The organism is Streptomyces sp. NPDC001787, assembly GCF_040297465.1.
Lineage (GTDB): Bacteria > Actinomycetota > Actinomycetes > Streptomycetales > Streptomycetaceae > Streptomyces.
Map to the genome: position 1 here is coordinate 1 of NZ_JBEOZE010000046.1, position 17,536 is coordinate 17,536.

The window sequence follows — 17,536 nt, forward strand, 5'->3', positions numbered from 1 at the left end:
TGGGCATGCCCGTTCGGGGAACCGTTTTCTGCACACACGGTCGTGCCTCTCCGTAGCTGTTCCACTACCAAGGCGACCCAGCGTGACCTAGAGTCTGGCTTCCTTCAACGTTTCCGAACCGGAGGGCACATTGGTTAACCGCAAGGAGTTGAACCCCGAAGCAAGTCCGCAAGCGGCCTTCGGGGCGCGTGTCCGCAGTGCGCGTGAGGCTCGCGGATGGACACAAGACGAGCTTGCCGTGCGGGTCGGATACTCGGGCAGGCACATTTCAGCGATCGAAACTGGCCGCAAACCTCCAACTCTGCGTTTCTCGCGGAGCCTGGACGTGGTCCTCGGGCTCGTCGGAACGGCCGAGGCATTCGAGCGCCTATGGGGGGAGCTACGGCACGGCAGTCTGTTGGAGGGCTTCCCGGAGTATGTGGCCCACGAGGGGCGAGCCGCAGAGGTCAGGCTGTTCGAAGTCGGGATCGTGCCTGGTCTGCTTCAAACCCCGGAGTACGCGGCGACCTTGGCCGCGAGCGCGGTGGCGCGGGGGGCGATCACGCCCGAGCAGGCAGACGAGCGGGTGGCGCTGGTCGCGGACAGACAAGCTGCACTTGCGCGCATGCCCATGCCCTTGGTGATCGCGGTGCTGGACGAGAGTTGTGTCCGCCGGTCCATTGGCAATACTGCTGCCATGGATGGGCAGTTGACACGGCTGGTCGAGTTCGCTCGTCAGCCGAACACCATGCTTCAGGTTGCCCCGTTTGACTTGGCGCACAGGCCGTTTGACCTGCCGATAACCGTGCTGACGATGCCGGACCGCTCGCTGATGTCGTATGCGGAGTCGTCGCAGCGGGGGCATCTTGAGCGGGAAAGTACCTCGGTGTTGCCCATGCTGACGGCCTACCATCAACTACAGGCCGAATCGCCCTCACAAGCGGCATCAGTGGCCATGATCGAGCAGTTACGAAAGGGTTCCCCGTGACGACCGAATCCCCCCGCTGGTTCAAGTCCTCCTACAGCAACAACGGCGGCCAGTGCATCGAGGTCGCTGCCAACCTCGCCGCGTCACGTGGCGTGGTCCCCGTCCGTGACTCCAAGGATCTGTGCGGCCCCGTCCTGGACTTCCCCGCCGGCTCGTTCGCGTCGTTCGTGGCGGGCGTGAAGGCCGGAGAGTTCGGCACGGTCTGAACCCCCGGTTCTTCGTCGAGCGGGACAGCCCCATCGTGCGTTCGCATGGTGGGGCTTCGTGCTGTTACGGCGGCCCGGCACATGGTGTATGCCGCGCCCGGCCGTTCTCGGTCAAGGTCTGGCGCGTTGCCCTCCTGAGGGTTTACCCGGTGCCATTCATCCGTTCGGGTGAGCAGCGTCGAACGCTTCCCCGGGGAGATTTCGGCGGGGTGAGCATGTGTCCGACACCTCGTCATCATCCCTTTCACAGAAGGTGGTTAAAGCCATGTCTGTTGACGGAACCCCCCAGGCGCCGTTCGAGCTCGGCGCCGACGACCGCGCAAAACTGGACGCGATCCGTGAGGCGCTGCTGGACCCCTCGCCGCGCCGCATCGGCCGTCTGGACCAGTGGGGCCTGGCAGACGAGTACGAGGTGTACGCGGAGATCGCCCGGTACGCGGAGGTCTCCCTCACCATGGCGGACGGGACGGTCCTGGACGCTTCGCTGAGCGTCCCGAAGGACCTCGCCCCCGGGCAGGTCTGCCCCGCCGTCGTCCTGCCCGCCCCGCTGATCAGCGTCGGGCACCAGGCCTACCTCGGCATGATCTCCCGTTGGACCAGGGGCGGTTACGTCGTCCTGGCCTACAGCCAGCGAGGTCTGGCCAAGTCCACGGGGGAGATCCACGTCGCCGGCCCGCAGGACGTCGCCGACGCCACCGAGGTGATCAACTGGCTGATCGAGCAGGACGGGGTCGACGCGGAGCGGATCGGCTTCTTCGGCGCCTCCTACGGTGCCGGCACGAGCCTGCTGGCCGCCGCGCAGGATCGGCGGATCAAGGCTGTCGCGGGCGCCAGTGCCTGGACCGACCTGTTCGCCTCCCTGTACGAGAACGGCACCCGTCACCTCAAGGCGTTCGAGGCACTCGTGTCGCTCTTCGGCGAGGACCGGTGCTCGAAGGAGTTCCGCGAGATCATCCAGAAGATCCGCGCCAACACCATCGACGACGAGGTCAGGGAGTTCGCCGAGGCACGGTCGCCCAAGAACCACCTCAACGCGTACAACGACGCCGCGACGCCCATCCTCATGACCACCACCTGGCACGAGACCATCTTCTCGGTGCCCGCCGTCATCGACTTCCACAGCCGTCTGACCGGACCCAAGGCCCTTCTCGTCCAGGTCGGCGACCACGGAAACGCCGAGCTCCCGGGCCTGTTCGGCCTTTCCGCCAAGCCCACGGACATGGCCTACCGGTGGATGGACCACCACCTCGGCGGGAGCGCCGGCGACGGGGCGGCTCCACGGTTCGACGTCCGCTCGGAGTACATGTTCAACCCCCTCTCCGACGTCCGCCACCTCTCCTGGGACGACTACGCCCTGCCGAAGAAGCGGTTCCACCTCGCCGACGCGGCCTCCGGGACGAGCGACGGACAGCTGGTCGAGGGCACCGCGGCGGCGGGCTGGACCCGTTCGGTGAAGGCCACCGGCACGGGTACCGACATCGTCGTCGCCCCCCAGCTCATCCGGACCGGCCTGGCCGAACGCCTGGGCCTGCCCCACGTCTACAAGACGGCCGACGTCGACCGGAGCCTCGCGGCGGTGTTCGCCACCGCGCCGCTGGACCAGGCCACGCGCGTACGGGGCGATCTGGAACTGCGGGTGACGGTGACGCCGCAGCAGTCGGACGCCACGATCGTCGCCTACCTGCTCGACCACAACCCGACCACCGGCAGGGCGCACATCGTCACCCACGCCCCCTACACCTTCACCGCCGAGCAGGCGGGCCGGGCCACCACCGCGACGTTCCCCCTCCAGCCCGCCGACTACGTCCTGGCCAAGGGCCACCAGCTCCAGCTGGTCATCGACACCCACGACCCCTTCTTCACCACGCCCAACACCACCACCCCGGTGTTCACCCTCGACATCACCTCGCCGGAGGGCACCGAGTCCTACCTCGACATCCCGCTCCACCCCGTCGACTGACCCCGCCCCCCCGGGGCCATCGGCGCGGGCCGTCCGGAACGTGTCCGGTGGGCCGATCACTCCTCCTGGTCCGCCCGGTGCTGCGGCGGCACGTAGAACGCGCTCCGGGGGACCTCGCGGCCCGACTCGACGTCGATGACCACCACCCCCCGGCCCTCATGCACGATCTGGAGGTCCGCCCCGACCGGAAAGTCGTAGATGCCGATGAGGGCCGGTTCGATGGCGCAGAGCTCGTTGAAGTCGACAGGCACCCAGTTCTTCGCGTTCGACAGGTAGTCACCCGTGTCGGTGTCGCCCAGGACGCGCCAGCCATTGTCGGCCGACTGCCGGGACGGCTTGCGGTGCACCCAGCGAATCCGGCTCTCGCCCGCGAGAACGCTCCGCGTCACCAGGCTCGCTCCAGCGCCCGGGATGAACTCGGGGTACGGACGGGGCATGTGTTCCTCCTACAGCGGTCGGGGCGAGTGTTCCACGCTCGCCCCGACCGCTGTACGGGCGGGCCCGGCACCCGGCCCGCGCCCTTCGGCGCAATGCCACCACCTGCGGAGGCTCAGGTGTCCGCCGAGGCATCGCCGCTCCGGTCGGTCATGGGCCGGGTGGCCGGATGCGCATCTTCTGCGGCTCGTCGGCGAGGTTCTCGTCCGGTATCCGCGTCGCGAAGATGTGCGTGCCGTCGTCCGAAGCCGCGCTGAGGAGTCCCACGACGCTGAAGGTTTCGACACCGTGGGCGTCCACACGCCGGCGGAGCAGGGCCGCACCGGAGTCGCCGTGCTGCATGACGACGGGGGCGCCGGGGTCGACGGTGATGCGGATGAGCCTCTTCCAGAATGCCCACATATCACCGCGAGGCCACTTGGCCATGACATTCGCCGACGCGATCGTCGACTGTTGTGTCATGCCGGTGGTGGCGCCGATCCATGTCACCGCATTCCCCCTCAGAGGATCCCTCCGGATGGGAAGTGCCGCCTGCCCGTCGTAAATGTCCTGTATCCGATGTGACATCAGGTTGGCGTCATTCATCACGGACCAGGCGAAGTCGTACTGATTGAGGACGGGCTTCTCCACGGTCGGCGTCCCGTAGGTCAGGATGCTGACCGTACCGTCGCAGACGCCGATGGCGTTGTCCTCCCTGCGTTGCCTCCACGTGGACCAGGCGGGCTGGTAGAGGGCGTTTCCCGGAGCCATGGCCCGGTCCCCGATCACATGGCAGTTCGTCAGCAGGCACTGCTGGTTACGGAAGTCGGTGGTGACTCCGAGCGTCCCCTTGGACTGCACGTACACCATGCCGAGCAGCAGCTTCCGCGGCTGCGCCTCGATGCGGAACCCGCCGGGACACGGGCGCTCCTGCCAGGACAGCGACATCGGGCGGATCTCGCCGGTCTCCACCACGTCCGTGGGGATGGTCCTGGTGGCGACCGTGCCGTCCGGCTGACGGATCTCGACCTCCACGGAAGGCGGGACCGGGAAGTCCAGTGGTGTGAGGGCGGTTCCGGGCCTCTTCTTCACCACGCCGACGATGATCGCCCGCTGCGGGAGCTCGTGGCCGCCCCGGACCTTCGCGCCGGTGTCGAGCATGACGATGCCGGGGTAGGACAACCACTCCTCGACGGCGACATGCGCCTCGTCGGGCTCCACGGGCGCGTGATTCACCGCTCTCCGCCTTCGTGGGTACCGGCGGAGGGCGCCGGCCGGTGTCCGTCCCCGGCGGTCGGGGGCGCGGCGGGCAGCCGTGCCTTCATGTCCGCGGACATGGGGAGCCTCTTCTCCAAGGGGCGGGGAGGAAGGGCTCCGAGCGTGTGCGCGTCGATCACCGCGGGACTCTCCGTCCCGTAGATGAGTGACGCGAGAGCGTTGCCGTCCGGGTCGAACACGGTGAGCACGTTCGTGAGCTGCCAGTAGAAGACGATTCTCGACGCCAGGTTGTCCGTGTTGTCGTACGTCTGGGACACGAAGGCCGTTCTCTCGACCGTGGTGCTGGTCTGCTGGAAGTTGGTCGAGTTGTCGCTCAGGCTGGCCGTGAGGGTGGCGGAGACGGGCCCCCACCCGGCCGTGGTGCTCCCCGTGACCGAGGCCGCCAGCGTGGTCTGCTCGGAGGTGGTGCTCTCCATTCCGGAGGTGGTGGAGTAGCTGATGGTCCTGCGTGCGCCGGCGGCGATGCTGTAGGAGTCGGGGAGACGCTGCCAGTACTGCTCCCGCACCACTGTGTTACCGGTTTCGTTGAGCGGGCCGGAGCCGACGACGACCCGCGGCGAGTCCGGAGGGATGACGACGGACGCATTGGGTTCCGGGACCGGCCCGATGTCGCTGGGATCCACCAGGTACGACGGGTTCGCTATGAGCCAGTTACGGCCGCTTTCCGGACTGTACGTCGCGGACTGGACCTGCATCACCGTGACGAACGCCCCGGAATAGGCGTTCAGGAACAGCACGTACCAGCCCAGGTCGAATTCAGTGGCAAAGTCCAGCCTTCCCCATGCGGGTATCACCAGACCGGGGTATCCGGGCGGTTCCGAGAATATGTTGTCCAGCCCTCCGATCCACCAGCCGGAATCCGAGATCAGATAGACCGCAACAGGAAAGGTGAGTTGGTTGGAAAGTGTCAGATCGAGCAGGGTGTGGCCCGTGTTGGTCGACTGAAGGGTTTCGTTTATGGCATCCTGGTACACCGAATTCATTTTCATGGTCGCATCCCTCGCGCTCGGAGGTCACCCTATGATCACGGGTTGCGTGCCGGTGATGATTGAGCTCAATGCCGTACCGTCCGCATCGTAAACAGTGATCGAATCCGTCAGCTGCCAGTGCAGATGCATTTCGGAAGCGGTCTCCGAGTGGTTCTCGTAGTGGTCCGACACATAGGACGTCGTCTGTGTCGTGGCGGTGAATTGCTGAAATGACGTCGCCGACGCACTCAGCGAGGCCGAGACCGATGCGGAGACCGGGCCCCAGCCGGCCGAGGCGCTTCCCGTGACCGAGCCCTCGACGGTGGTCAGGTTCGACGAGGTCTGCTGCATGCCGGACGTCACCGTACTCTCCACCGTCTTCGTTTCCAGTGGGCCGATGCTGTAGGAGTCGGGCAGGCGTTGCCAGTACTGCTGCCGGATCACGGCATTTCCGTTCGGCAGGATTCCACAGCCGACCATGACCGGCGCGGAGTCCGGGGGGATGAGTACATCGTCGCCGGGCTGCGGCGGAACGCCGATGTCGTTCGGGTCCAGCAGATCGAAACTCGTCACGGTCACGCTGCCGCTCGAAGGAGTCTGAAACGCGGCGGCAAACGCTCCCGTGTACGCGTTGCTGAAAAGCCAGTACCAGTTCACGCCCGGGTCCTGCCGCGTAAAGTTCCCCCCGCCGGCAGACAGCATGCTCGTAGCTTCCGGCAGGTATTGATCGGGTGTCGTCAACGAGGAGTAGTGCTCACCGTCGCTGCTCAGCAGATAGAGAGACAGTGGGATGCAGGTTTGATTGGTGAAGGTTGCGGGATTTCCTGTGGGGCCGTCCTCGGAAACCAGTGTGCCGTCGAGAGCCTGCTGATAGGTGTCGTTCATCTGCATACGGACTTACCTCCGTCATCAGGGCGCGGCCGGGGCTGCCCGAGGGCTCGGAGAAAATGAGCTCTCAGGGAGGCAGATGCGAGGGAAGTCTCCACCCGGGGCGATACGCTCTGGCCGGCGGCAAATCCCAGCTCTTCATCAGATTAATCCGCATACGGATTACGCCGCAACTGCGGAAGCGTGACGCGGTGAAAAATCCAGGGTAATTGAAGAAGAAAACGGCTGTGCGGCACCGCGTGGCACACCACGGAGTGATGAAATCCCGTCAGGTACCGCAACCGGCTCACCGGTCACTCAGCAGCCCGACGAACCGGCCGAAGGCCTCGTCCCCGGCGCGACTGTCCGCGAGCTCCGCGCACAGCGCGGGGAACTCGATCCACGCCTCGTCCGCGAGGGGCCACCGCGCGACGCTGCACCGCCCGTCGTGGACACGTACCTCGTCGACCCACCGGTCGATGCCGTCACCCATCGAGTGGACGAAGAAGTGCGCGTCCTCCATGGCCGGTGCCAGGAGGTCGATGAGCCGGTGAAGGTTGCGCATGTCGATGTAGCAGATGTCCGACAGCAGGTCCAAGCAGAGGTAGTCGGCTTCCGGCGGGCCCAGGTCGAATTCCCAAGTGCGCCCATGAATCCTCTGGTTGAGCAGTTGGACCGGCCAGTTCTGCCTGGGCATCTCGGCAGTCACCAGTGCCAGCGTTTCCTCGACCAGGGACCGCCATCCCGGACGTACTCGAATGAACGTCGTGGGCAGGCCGGGCCACGGCGACACCGGGGTGAAACGCAACCGGAACCGCCCGTACCAATGACCGTCGCGCCGGGTGACGAACGTCTTGGGCAGCTCGACCGGATGAGGTTCTCTCATCGGCCGAGCATATGAGGCACCGACTGGACCCCTGAAGCCCCGCGTTCCGTCGGCAGGCCCTTCCGAGCCGGTATGCCGGGCCCGAACGCCACGGCCGGCGCGGTCGACGTAGTCCCGCGACGCGGAGGTTCCCGATGCCGCGCAAGAAGACGCAAGAAGACGCCGGAGGACGCCGAAGGACGGTGGTCAGCCCCGGCCGGGGCGAGTCATCGCCGGGCCGGCTATCCGGCCCAGGAGAGTGGCGAGTCGCCGGGGCATGGAGAGGAACGGCGAGTGGCTGCTCGGCAGCCGGTGGACGGAACCGGCGCGCGTGGCGAGCTCGCGTTGCCGGGACGGTTCGAGCGCCCGGTCGTGGTCGCAGACGACGTAGCTGGACGGTACGGTGCGCCATCCCGCCGTGGTCACCGGCTCCGTGAAGGACCGCACGCTCTGCGGGCGCAGACGGGCCGCGGCACGGTCGGCGTCGGCCCGGGACATGTCGCCGAAGAGTACGCGCCGGGAGTCCTCGTACGGCGGGGCCTGGCCCGTTCCGTCGTCCGGCACGGGTGCCCCCAGGAACGTGAACATGCTCTCGCCCACGTCCAGTTGGAACGCGGCGAGATACACCGCGCCCACCACGTTCGCGGCGTCCCCGATGGCCTGCGTGGTGGGGACGCCGCCGTAGGAGTGGGCGATCACCACCACCGGGCCGTCGATGCGCCGGAGGCTGTCCCGGATGGCGTCCGCGTCGTCCAGCATGCCCACCGGGCGGGCGCGGTCGTGCCGGCCGCCCGGTGGGTTGGCGCTGGGCAGGTCGACGGCGTGGGACCGCCGGCCGTCGGCGTCCAGCTCGGCGCGTACGGAGTCCCAGCACCAGGCACCGTGCCAGGCTCCGTGGACGAGCAGGAAGGCCGGCCGGCCGGTGTCGGCGTGCATGTGCGGTACCTCCGTTGTCCGGACTGCGGATCGCGGGTGACAGCGGTGCGAAGCGGGCCGGTCCCGTGCCTCGGGCTCTCCGGGGCCACCGAGGGGCCTGAGCGCCCGGGAAGGTCGTGGGACGGGCCGCGTCGGGCGGGTTCAGAAGCCGACGGTGGCCCCGAAGACGTCGCGCGCCCGGAAGAGCTGGTACCAGCGCTCGGCGAGGGCGTCCGGGTCGCCCGCGCCCGTACCGGGCACGATCGGTACGCCGATGGACAAGTGGCCGACGTAGACGCCCTCCTCGGCCAGGTCGTCGTGCAGGCTGCGCGCCCAGGACCGCAGCCCGGCCATGGCGATGCCGCCATTGGCCATCCCCGGGATGGGGTTGACGGCGATCGTGCCGCCCGTGAACAGCAGAGCGCCGTCGCCGGCCGCCCGCATGCCCGGAAGGACCGCGGCCGTCGCGGTGAGAGCGCCGCTGACGACCAGGTCGAACATGGCCTGGGCGGATTCCACGGTGGTCTCGGCCGCGGAGGTGAAACCCAGAGCCTTCAGGTCGGCCACCTCGCCGGCCACGTCGGGGAAGGCGGGGGACGGGCTGTAGGCGAGCACCCCGATCCGCCCGAGCTCTTCGGCGGCCGTGCGCAGTGCGCCGGTCAGGGCCTCCCCGTCGGTGACGTCGGCCGGGTAGGCGCGGGCGTTCACGCCCTCGGCCGCCAGGGAGTCGGCCAGGCCCCTCAGCCTCTCGCCGTTGCGGGAGATCAGGGCGACGGGGTGCCCGGCGGTGCCGAAGCGGCGGGCGAGGGACTTGCCCAGGCCCGGACCGGCGCCTACGACTGCGATCGTGGAAGACATGCGGCTACCTCGCTTGGTTACGATTTGTGCGCAGCCCCACCGTAGAGATGTATCAGGCACCCTACAAAAGGCACATCGATGTTCGAAGAGCACACCCATGAACCTGACGGCGCTGCGGAAATCCCCCCGCATCCCTGCGAGATGTGGCCCGACAACGGCCGCGGAGCCAGGGAGACCCTCGACCGGATCGGCGACAAGTGGTCGGTCCTCGTCATCGGCATGCTCAGTACCGGACCCCTGCGCTTCAGCACCCTGAACCGGCGGATCCCGGGCATCTCCCAGCGCATGCTCACCCTGACCCTGCGCCACCTCGAACGCGACGGTCTTCTGACCCGTACCGCCTACGCCGAGGTGCCCCCACGCGTCGAATACCGGCTCACCCCACTCGGAGAGAGCCTGCGCGGAACGGTCTACGCCCTCGCCCAATGGGCCACCGACCACCACGACGAGATCGACACCGCCCGTCGCCACTACGACGAGCGCTGAGCCGACGGCTCGTTCAGCGCCGCGCCAGTGCCAGCACGCTCAGGCCGAACATCAGGACACCCAGGGGGAGATGGACGGACGGTACGTGCGCGATGCCGACCAGGACCTGGACCGAGGCGAGGGCGAGGAAGCCGCACGCGTACCCGACGGGCCGGGGCGATCCGCCGCCCGGCTTCCAGGCCAGCACGGCCGCGAGCACGTACAGCATCGACGCCCCGTACATCACGCGGGCCCCGGCGCTGTGCAGCGTCTCTCCGTAGGCCGAGGACAGCAGCAGGCCGGCGGAGACCGCCTGGAGGAAGATGGTCAGGGTCTGGAGGCCGATCGCCATCCGCAGAAACGAGATTCGGTGCTGTGCCGTCGCCCGGGTCGTCATGCCGCAGTCCCCTTTTCCCGCCCTGGGGGCGGTGGATCGATAAGGTCTCACCGGTCCGACGAAGCGGGCCCGCGAAAGGTAAGGCGAGGGGGACGACCGGGCGCATGGGGACGGCTGGGGCGGACGCGGGCGGGGCAGCCGGGGAGCGGCGCCGGCTGATGAACGTGGCGTACCGGTTGCTCGGTTCACTGGCCGAATCCGAGGACGCCGTGCAGGAGGCCTACGCCCGCTGGTACGCGCTGCCGCGAAACCGGCGGGACGAGATCGTGTCGCCCGGTGCCTGGCTGACGACGGTGACCGGCCGCATCTGCCTGGACGTGCTCGGTTCGGCTCGCGCCCGGCGCGAACGCTATGTCGGAGCGTGGTTGCCCGATCCGCTGCCCGACCGCGCGGAGTGGGACACCGGCCGCGGCACCGGCCCCGGCGCCCTCGCCGACCCCGCCGACCAGTTGGTCCTGGACGAATCGGTGACCATGGCCTTCCTCGTGGTCCTGGAGTCGATGACCCCCGCCGAGCGGGTGGCGTTCGTCCTGCACGACGTCTTCCGCTACCCCTTCGCCGAGATCGCGGGCATCCTCGGCCGGACGCCCGCGGCCTGCAAGCAACTCGCGGCCTCCGCCCGGCGGCGGGTGCGCGGGGCGCGGGCTCCGGTGACGGCGGCCGGGCAGGCCGACGCCGTGCGGCAGGTCAAAGAGGCATGGCAGACCAGGAACATCGCGGCCCTCGTCGGACTCCTCGACCCGGCGGCCGTGATGACCGCCGACGGCGGCGGCCTGGCCGGCACCGTTCTGCGTCCGGTCGAGGGCGGTGCGCGCATCGCCCGGTACATGGTCGCCATCGCCGACCGGGCTCCGGGGCTCGAACTCCTGGAGCGGTCGGTCAACGGTGTGCCGGGGCTGGTGGCCCGGCGTGCGGGTGCCGTCGTGACCGTGGCGTCGTTCGAGGTCGCCGAGGGCCGCGTCACCCGGATCTGGGTGGTCCGCAATCCGGAGAAGCTGCGGCCGTGGGGGCAGGACGGGACGGGGGACGGCGCGGGCGGGGAGGCCGGTGGTGTGTCCGCGGCGCCGCTGTGATCAGGGGTGCTCCGGGACGGCCCTCAGCGCGGCGTCGTGGCGAGGGCCAGGAAGACCGACAGGTTCTCGATCATCTCCACGGGGAGCCTGGCCCACGGCTTCCCTTCGCCGCGCCGGTGTATCTCCACCCAGCCCTTCTCGACCGTGATCCGGCCGACCTCGCTCCAGTCGAGCCGGTGGCCGGGGTGGCCCGGACCGGCGGGATCGATGTGGGCGCCGAAGAAGTCGATCCGCTCGCCGGCCTTGAGCCGTTCGCCGTCCTGGGGCAGCCGCACGCGCGTGAACGCCGTGTCCAGTTGGTCGGTGAACCGTGCGACTCCCTCGTACGCGTCGTCCACCACGATCTCGCCGCCCTCGTGGGGACGTATCCAGAGCTGGTGTGTGGTGACGCCGGTGATTCCGTTCGTCACTCGGGTACTGCGCCGCCGGATGCCGGCGATCTCGTCCCAGGTGTACGCCTCCGGCTCCCGTCCGGCGACTTCCCGCACGATGCCGTGCCGGTAGTGGCCCACCCAGACCTGTGGCTGCCGTCTCGTGAGCGCGAGGAAGAGGAAGTACCCGGCCGCTCCGAGGACGGCGACCGCCAGGAGGAGCAGCGGCAGCGCGTAGTACCAGGCGTCGCCGTTCCGCTGGTTCTCCGCCATGGCCGAGATCCCCAGCCAGAGCACCAGCAGTCCGACCAGCGCGGGCAGCAGCACCACGATCCACGGAAAGCTCTTGGGATTCGTGCACACCAGTCCCTGGCGCGGACCGAGTTCGAGTTCCCGTGCGACCAGGCGCATGGTGGGTGGAACAGGAGTGGAATCACGATCCGACACAAGCCCCCCAAGGCCAGGCAGCAGAGGGCCACCCTAGGGGAGCGCGGCCGGTACGAGAAGAGCGGAAAGCCTTCTGCGTGACCGGGGTCGGTGCTTCGCGCCGTCCGGCCGCCCGTGCCGCGCCGTGATCCGGCGTGCGCCTGGCCGATAGGCTCCGGGAACGTGTGTTCAGGCCGGTGACCCTGGAGGTGCCCTGATGGCCGTCGAGTGGGTTCGGCTCAAGCTCGATCTGGACGCGTTCGACGATGCCCGGTTCGCGTCCCGCCTCCAGAGCTGCCGAGAGGCCGGAATCGAGTTCACGACGATGGCGGACCTCGGCGACACGGCCGAACACCGGCGTGCCCTCTACGCATTGAACAGGACGTGCTCCGCCGACATACCGGAGCGCGGGGAGTTCTACACGTACGACGAGTACCTCGCCCAGCGCATCGAGATTCCGGCCTACGATCCCCGAGGCGTCGTTCTCGCCCTGGACGGCGGGTCCTGGGTCGGCATGGCCACCACGTCGATCCAGCCCGAGGGGCACGCCTTCAGCGAGATGACCGGGCTGCTGGCCGGCTACCGGGGGCGGGGTGTGTCGCTTGCCATGAAGCTCCTGGCCATCGGCTTCGCGCGTGCCCACGGCGCGCGTGTGCTGCGGACCTTCCACCACCCTGCCAACGCGGCGGCCATCGGCATGAACCGACGGCTCGGCTTCGTCGACGACGACGCGCCACGAGCCGCCACGGTGTGATGGCCGACGCGTCCTCGTCCGCGTCCTCGTCGTACGGGGTGGGATCCGTACCGCACGGGCACCCCGACGGCCGGCGGACACGTCCCGGCCCGGTCACCCGGCCGCCGTACGGATCATCTCCATCAGCAGCCCGTGGGTCCCGGAGTCGGCCGCCGCCACGAGTCCGCGTCCCGCCGGCCCGACCGGGGCGCCGTCGATACCGGTGACCACACAGCCCGCGGCCCTGCACAGGGCGATCCCGGCGGCGAAGTGCACGCTCTTGGAGAGGTCACCGCCATCGGTGACATACGCGGCGCGCTTGCCCGCCGCGACCCAGGCCAGCGCCAGCGTCGTGGACCCGACCCTCGGCCGGAACCGCTCGACGAAGGCCGGATCGGCCAGCAGGTCCACCGCCCGGAACCCGGGTGCGCTCGGGAACGGCGGATCGAGATTGACGTCCACCAGCCGGGTGGCGGACGTGGGCACCAGCCGTGTGTCCACCCCGTCCTTCCGCACCCAGGCGGTCCTGCCGTCCGTCGCGAAGACCTCGCCGCCGAACGGGTCGGCCACCGCGGCCGCCCCGTCGCCCAGCGCCACGTTGACGGCCACCAGCATGGTGCCGGCCGCGTAGTTCAACGTGCCGCACAGGGGGTCCACCAACCACCGGCGTCCGGCGTCGGCGGCGCCCTGCCGCCCGCCCTCCTCGCCGAGCACCGCGTCCTCGGGCCGCGCGGCGCGGATGACGTCGAGGATCGCCCTCTCCGCCTCCACATCGGCGGCGGTCGCGAAGTCTCCGGCGCCCTTGTCGATGCGGGTGAGCCGCTGACCGTACAGGCTGCGCACCACGTCCGCACCGGCACGCGCGCCCGCTGTCGCGACCTCGGAATCCTCGGCATGCATCAGGGAGTTGATCACGCCGCACAGGGTATCGAGGCGACGTCGCCGAACCGCCGCGTCGGGCCGTCGGCGGGCGGCCCGCCTCAGCGGAACTCGTGGACGACCCGGATCCCGCCGACGATGTGGGCGTTGAACTCCTCCAGCTCCTCGGCGGGTACCCAGAGTTCGAGGATCGTGCGTCCCCCGGCCTGCTGGACGGGGTACCGGCTCAGGAACTCCGACTCGACGTCGAAACGGGTGACGAACCCGGCGCCGTCGTGCTTCACGTTCCAGTCCCGCGCGATCCTGATCGCGTAGTCCTCGTTGAGGACCGGGTAGAAGATCGGCTGTTCGGGCAGCCTGGGCGGCCAGGCACGCCAGTCGAGCGCGCGGACCAGGTCCAGCTCCTCGGGGCCGGTGGGTCGCCACAGGGTCGTCACTGCTTGCCGGCCGGTCATCCGAATCGCTCTCCGTGCGTGTGCCGCCGGTGCGGCGGGTCGTGGGGCCGGACGATACCGGCACCACGACCCGGGCGACCACGCGGTTTCCGTACTCCGGCGGCTGCCGGGCCCCACCACAGCCTCCAGGCTGGGCCGATGTCCGGCAACGGCGTACCACCGGGCGGCTCGGGAGCCGTGGAGCCCGCTGCCGAAGAGCCCGTAGCCCGTCGTCAGGCGCTCTGCTGCCGCGTCAGACGTACGGGGAGCGTGTGGGGGCCGTTCATGATGAAGGACGCCAGCGGCACCAGCTCGTCGTCCGGCACCGCGATCTCCAGATCGGGGAACCGTTCGAACAGCGCGGGCAGCGCGATCGCGACCTCCATCCGGGCCAGCGGCGCACCGATGCAGAAGTGCGCTCCGTGGCCGAACGAGAGGTGCGCCTTGTTGGGACGGGTGACGTCGAAGAGGTCCGCGTCCTCACCGTGCAGCTGCGGATCGCGGCCCGCCGCGGCGAAGCCCATGAGGACCGGGTCGCCCTCGCGGATCGTCACCCCGCCGATCTCGATGTCCTCGGTCGCGAACCGGAACGGCAGCTGGTTGATCGGCGACTGCACCCGCAGGGCCTCCTCGGTGACCTGGTCCCAGGAGACCTCGCCGCTCATCGCCATCGCCAGCTGGTCGGGGTGGGCCAGCAGATTGCGGACCGCGTGGCACAGCAGGTTCATCACCGTCTCGGAACCCGCGCCGAGCATCAGGAACAGGGTGCCGACCAGCTCCTCGTGGGTCAGCCGCTGCCCTTCGTACGCCGCGTCTATCAGCACGCTGGTCAGGTCGTCCCCCGGCGCCCCGCGCTTCGCGTCGACGAGGTCCCCCAGCGCCTGGTGCCAGTGCGCCACGTTGGCCGCCGCCTCCTCCTCCGTGAGCGACGTGCTGGTGGTCACCTCGCCCCCGCGCAGTACCTCGGCGCGGGACTCGGCCGGAACACCGAACAGGTCGCAGATCACGGCGGCGGGCAGGGCGTAGGCGAAGCGGCCCTTCAGATCGATGACCTCCCCGGGCGGCACGTCCGCCAGGCCCTCGATGAGCTCCGTGGTGATCTTCTCGACGAGCGGCCGGGTCTCGTCGACCCGGCGCGGGGTGAACGCCTGTGAGATCAGCTTGCGCAGACGGTTGTGGTCGGCACCGTCGTGGGTCGTCATGTTGTCCATCACGACCCAGCTGATCAGCGGCCAGTTCGCTGGGATCTCACCGGAGGCGAAGGCCGGCCAGCGCTGCGGATTCTTCACGAATCGCGCGTCGTTGAGCACCTGCTTCGCCAGGGCGTGGTCCACCACGCTCCAGCCGGTGACCCCGCCGGGGAGCTCCACCGCGGCCACAGGCCCTTGCGATCGTAGGCGCGCGTTCTCGGCGTGCAGGTCCGTGCCGTTGCGGTCGAGTGCGAAGGGGCAAGCGGTCGCCATCGGAATGCCTCCTGGGAGTAGAGGCTTCGAACACTAGGGAGCGTGCCGCGGCCCGCTCATCTCCTCCCGTGCGGAGATCGCCGGCGCCCGGCCGCCGGCCCCGCGCAGCCCGCTCCGGGCCTCCACCGCCCGGACCGGGGACGATCACCGGGACCCGGGCGGCGAAAAGTTCCCGCGGCGTGTCGATCGGGCCCGGTCCCGTTCGTCGTCATGGTGAAAGGCACCCCACAGCGGGGTGCGACGGTATATGGCAGGACACGACAGGAGCCAGGACCATGAAGTACATGCTGCTGATCCACAGCGGGGCGATCGACGAGAACGGCGGCGCGGCCGACTGCACCGTCGAGGACTGGATGGACTACGACCGGTCCGTGCGCGACGCGGGCATCCTCGTCTCCGGGGAGTCGCTGGCCGACCTGGTCACCGCCACGACCGTCCGGGTCGGGCCGGCGGGGGAGCGGACCGTGACGGACGGGCCGTTCGCCGAGACACGTGAGGTGCTGGGCGGGTTCCTCGTCATCGATGTGCCCGACCTCGACACCGCGCTCGACTGGGCGGCCCGCTGCCCCGGGGCGCGCGGCAGCGGTGCCGTCGTCGTGCGGCCCGTGGCCGACTTCGGGGCCTGACGGTGACGGGCGGGGGAGCCGGGGCCGGGGCGGGGGAGGCCGGGGCGCGGGCTTCGGCCGAGGCGGTGTTCCGGGAGGAACGCGGTCTGCTGCTGGCCTCCCTCGTCCGCCGGTTCGGGGACCTGGACCTGGCCGAGGAGGTGACCTCGGAGGCCATCGAGGCGGCGCTGCTGCACTGGCCGGCCGAGGGGGTCCCGGCCCGCCCCGGGGCCTGGCTGCTGACGACGGCCCGGCGCAAGGCCGTGGACCGGCTGCGCCGGGACCGGACGTACGCGGCCAGGCTCGCCGTCCTGCGCGCCGACGCGGAGCGGGCGGAGACGGAGCGCGCGTACGCCGCACCGCCCGCCGGTGCCACGGGCGCGCTGCCGGACGAACGGCTCCAGCTCTTCTTCACCTGCGCGCACCCGGCACTCGCCGCCGAGGACAGGACCGCGCTCGTCCTGCGCTGTCTGGCCGGACTTACGACCCCGGAGGTGGCGCGGGCCTTCCTGGTGCCGACCGCCACCATGGCCCAGCGGATCGTGCGGGCGAAGAAGAAGATCCGCGAGGCCCGTATCCCGTTCCGGGTGCCCGGCGCCGACGAACTGCCCGAACGGCTGCCCGGAGTGCTCCAGGCCCTCTACTCGATCTTCACCGAGGGGTACGCCGCCAGCTCCGGACCGAGTCTCCAGCGGCCGGATCTGGCCGACGAGGCGATCCGGCTGGCCCGGATCCTGCGCCGGCTGCTGCCCGCCGAACGGGAGACCGCCGGGCTCCTCGCGCTGATGCTGCTCGTCCACGCCCGGCGCGACGCCCGCAGCGGGCCCGACGGCGAGCCGGTACTCCTCGACGAGCAGGACCGGGGGCGCTGGGACCGGGCCATGATCGAGGAGGGGCGGGGGCTGGTGGTCGACGCGCTGACCGGCGGACCGGCCGGGCCGTACGGGGTGCAGGCCGCCGTGGCCGCGCTGCACGACGAGGCGCCGGACGTCGCGCGCACGGACTGGCCGCAGATCGTCGCGCTGTACGACGTGCTGCTCGTCCTCGCCCCGTCCCCCGTGGTCGCCCTGAACCGGGCCGTGGCGGTGGCGATGCGGGACGGACCGGAGGCGGGTCTCGCGCTGCTCGACGCGCTCGCCGGGGAGCCGAGGCTGCGCGCGTACCCGCCCTACCCGGCCGCGCGGGGCGACCTGCTGCGCCGCCTGGAGCGCTTCGGCGAGGCGGCGGCCGCGTACCGGGAGGCGCTCGAACTCCCGGGCACCGCACCGGAGAAGGCCGCGCTGCGCCGGCGGCTCGCGGAGGCGGAGCGCGGCGGGGGAGCGCCCGGCGCGCGCTGATCCACCAGGGATCGCGGGACGGTCCTCGGCCGCGTGCGCCCGGCCCGCAGCCCGG

General features: G+C 69.9%; 20 protein-coding genes. 8 read left to right on the forward strand and 12 right to left on the reverse strand.

All coding sequences use genetic code 11. The annotated features are described in order from the left end of the window. Nucleotides 1-130: 130 nt before the first annotated feature. The 3 genes from ABT170_RS37550 to ABT170_RS37560 all read left to right on the forward strand — a co-directional run bounded on the left by ABT170_RS37550 (nt 131) and on the right by ABT170_RS37560 (nt 3,133). Nucleotides 131-967: a helix-turn-helix domain-containing protein gene (locus ABT170_RS37550; protein WP_329946553.1), complete on the forward strand. Its 837-nt coding sequence runs from the start codon at nt 131-133 to the stop codon at nt 965-967. Next, nucleotides 964-1,173 carry a DUF397 domain-containing protein gene (locus tag ABT170_RS37555; protein WP_329946552.1) on the forward strand — a complete coding sequence of 70 codons (210 nt, stop codon included), beginning with the start codon at nt 964-966 and terminating at the stop codon, nt 1,171-1,173. The genes ABT170_RS37550 and ABT170_RS37555 overlap by 4 nt, the downstream gene beginning before the upstream one ends. Before the next feature lie 265 nt (nt 1,174-1,438). Then, on the forward strand, nt 1,439-3,133 hold the full coding sequence (locus ABT170_RS37560) for a CocE/NonD family hydrolase (RefSeq protein ID WP_351875173.1): 1,695 nt from the start codon (nt 1,439-1,441) through the stop codon (nt 3,131-3,133). A gap of 56 nt (nt 3,134-3,189) precedes the next feature. On the opposite strand, the gene ABT170_RS37565 is transcribed toward ABT170_RS37560, so the two are convergent. The 7 genes from ABT170_RS37565 to ABT170_RS37595 form a co-directional block, all read right to left on the reverse strand. Then, nucleotides 3,190-3,570, reverse strand: a complete 381-nt coding sequence (locus ABT170_RS37565) for an immunity protein Imm33 domain-containing protein (protein WP_329946550.1) — start codon at nt 3,568-3,570, stop codon at nt 3,190-3,192. Between the two features lie 148 nt (nt 3,571-3,718). Next, nucleotides 3,719-4,783 (reverse strand): hypothetical protein, encoded by a 1,065-nt coding sequence (locus ABT170_RS37570; protein ID WP_329946549.1) that lies wholly within the window; start codon nt 4,781-4,783, stop codon nt 3,719-3,721. Further along, nucleotides 4,780-5,814 (reverse strand): hypothetical protein, encoded by a 1,035-nt coding sequence (locus ABT170_RS37575; protein WP_351875178.1) that lies wholly within the window; start codon nt 5,812-5,814, stop codon nt 4,780-4,782. Before ABT170_RS37575 ends, ABT170_RS37570 begins: the two co-directional genes overlap by 4 nt. Before the next feature lie 24 nt (nt 5,815-5,838). Further along, on the reverse strand, nt 5,839-6,684 hold the full coding sequence (locus ABT170_RS37580) for a hypothetical protein (protein WP_351875181.1): 846 nt from the start codon (nt 6,682-6,684) through the stop codon (nt 5,839-5,841). Between the two features lie 283 nt (nt 6,685-6,967). Further along, nucleotides 6,968-7,546, reverse strand: coding sequence for a hypothetical protein (locus tag ABT170_RS37585; RefSeq protein WP_351875184.1), 579 nt, complete (start codon nt 7,544-7,546; stop codon nt 6,968-6,970). A gap of 186 nt (nt 7,547-7,732) precedes the next feature. Further along, nucleotides 7,733-8,461 (reverse strand): alpha/beta fold hydrolase, encoded by a 729-nt coding sequence (locus tag ABT170_RS37590; RefSeq protein ID WP_329946545.1) that lies wholly within the window; start codon nt 8,459-8,461, stop codon nt 7,733-7,735. 141 nt (nt 8,462-8,602) lie between these two features. Beyond that, the gene (locus ABT170_RS37595) at nt 8,603-9,298 is read right to left on the reverse strand and encodes an SDR family NAD(P)-dependent oxidoreductase (protein ID WP_351875188.1); all 696 of its coding nucleotides are present in this window, start codon (nt 9,296-9,298) and stop codon (nt 8,603-8,605) included. 141 nt (nt 9,299-9,439) lie between these two features. Here ABT170_RS37595 and ABT170_RS37600 point away from each other — a divergent pair, with 141 nt between their 5' ends. Next, nucleotides 9,440-9,784 carry a winged helix-turn-helix transcriptional regulator gene (locus ABT170_RS37600; RefSeq protein ID WP_351875191.1) on the forward strand — a complete coding sequence of 115 codons (345 nt, stop codon included), beginning with the start codon at nt 9,440-9,442 and terminating at the stop codon, nt 9,782-9,784. Nucleotides 9,785-9,797: 13 nt separating this feature from the next. Here ABT170_RS37600 and ABT170_RS37605 read toward each other — a convergent pair whose 3' ends face one another. Further along, the gene (locus tag ABT170_RS37605; RefSeq protein WP_329946542.1) at nt 9,798-10,160 is read right to left on the reverse strand and encodes a hypothetical protein; all 363 of its coding nucleotides are present in this window, start codon (nt 10,158-10,160) and stop codon (nt 9,798-9,800) included. Between the two features lie 104 nt (nt 10,161-10,264). On the opposite strand from ABT170_RS37605, the gene sigJ reads away from it, so the two are divergent. Next, complete coding sequence (gene sigJ / locus ABT170_RS37610; RefSeq protein ID WP_351875194.1) at nt 10,265-11,233, forward strand: RNA polymerase sigma factor SigJ; 969 nt, start codon at nt 10,265-10,267, stop codon at nt 11,231-11,233. A gap of 23 nt (nt 11,234-11,256) precedes the next feature. On the opposite strand, the gene ABT170_RS37615 is transcribed toward sigJ, so the two are convergent. Beyond that, nucleotides 11,257-12,015, reverse strand: a complete 759-nt coding sequence (locus ABT170_RS37615; protein ID WP_351875197.1) for a DUF6585 family protein — start codon at nt 12,013-12,015, stop codon at nt 11,257-11,259. Between the two features lie 232 nt (nt 12,016-12,247). On the opposite strand from ABT170_RS37615, the gene ABT170_RS37620 reads away from it, so the two are divergent. After that, nucleotides 12,248-12,784 (forward strand): GNAT family N-acetyltransferase, encoded by a 537-nt coding sequence (locus ABT170_RS37620; protein WP_329946540.1) that lies wholly within the window; start codon nt 12,248-12,250, stop codon nt 12,782-12,784. Nucleotides 12,785-12,877: 93 nt separating this feature from the next. Here the strand turns inward: ABT170_RS37620 and ABT170_RS37625 are convergent, their stop codons facing one another. The 3 genes from ABT170_RS37625 to ABT170_RS37635 all read right to left on the reverse strand — a co-directional run bounded on the left by ABT170_RS37625 (nt 12,878) and on the right by ABT170_RS37635 (nt 15,539). Then, nucleotides 12,878-13,663, reverse strand: coding sequence for an inositol monophosphatase family protein (locus ABT170_RS37625; RefSeq protein WP_502970631.1), 786 nt, complete (start codon nt 13,661-13,663; stop codon nt 12,878-12,880). 80 nt (nt 13,664-13,743) lie between these two features. Next, entirely contained in the window at nt 13,744-14,097 is a 354-nt protein-coding gene (locus tag ABT170_RS37630) for a hypothetical protein (protein WP_329946538.1), read from the reverse strand. A 212-nt stretch (nt 14,098-14,309) separates the two neighbouring features. Beyond that, nucleotides 14,310-15,539, reverse strand: coding sequence for a cytochrome P450 family protein (locus ABT170_RS37635; protein ID WP_329946537.1), 1,230 nt, complete (start codon nt 15,537-15,539; stop codon nt 14,310-14,312). Nucleotides 15,540-15,814: 275 nt separating this feature from the next. Here ABT170_RS37635 and ABT170_RS37640 point away from each other — a divergent pair, with 275 nt between their 5' ends. Then, nucleotides 15,815-16,165 (forward strand): YciI family protein, encoded by a 351-nt coding sequence (locus tag ABT170_RS37640; protein ID WP_329946536.1) that lies wholly within the window; start codon nt 15,815-15,817, stop codon nt 16,163-16,165. 2 nt (nt 16,166-16,167) lie between these two features. Beyond that, on the forward strand, nt 16,168-17,481 hold the full coding sequence (locus ABT170_RS37645) for an RNA polymerase sigma factor (protein WP_351875204.1): 1,314 nt from the start codon (nt 16,168-16,170) through the stop codon (nt 17,479-17,481). The last annotated feature ends 55 nt before the right edge of the window (nt 17,482-17,536 follow it).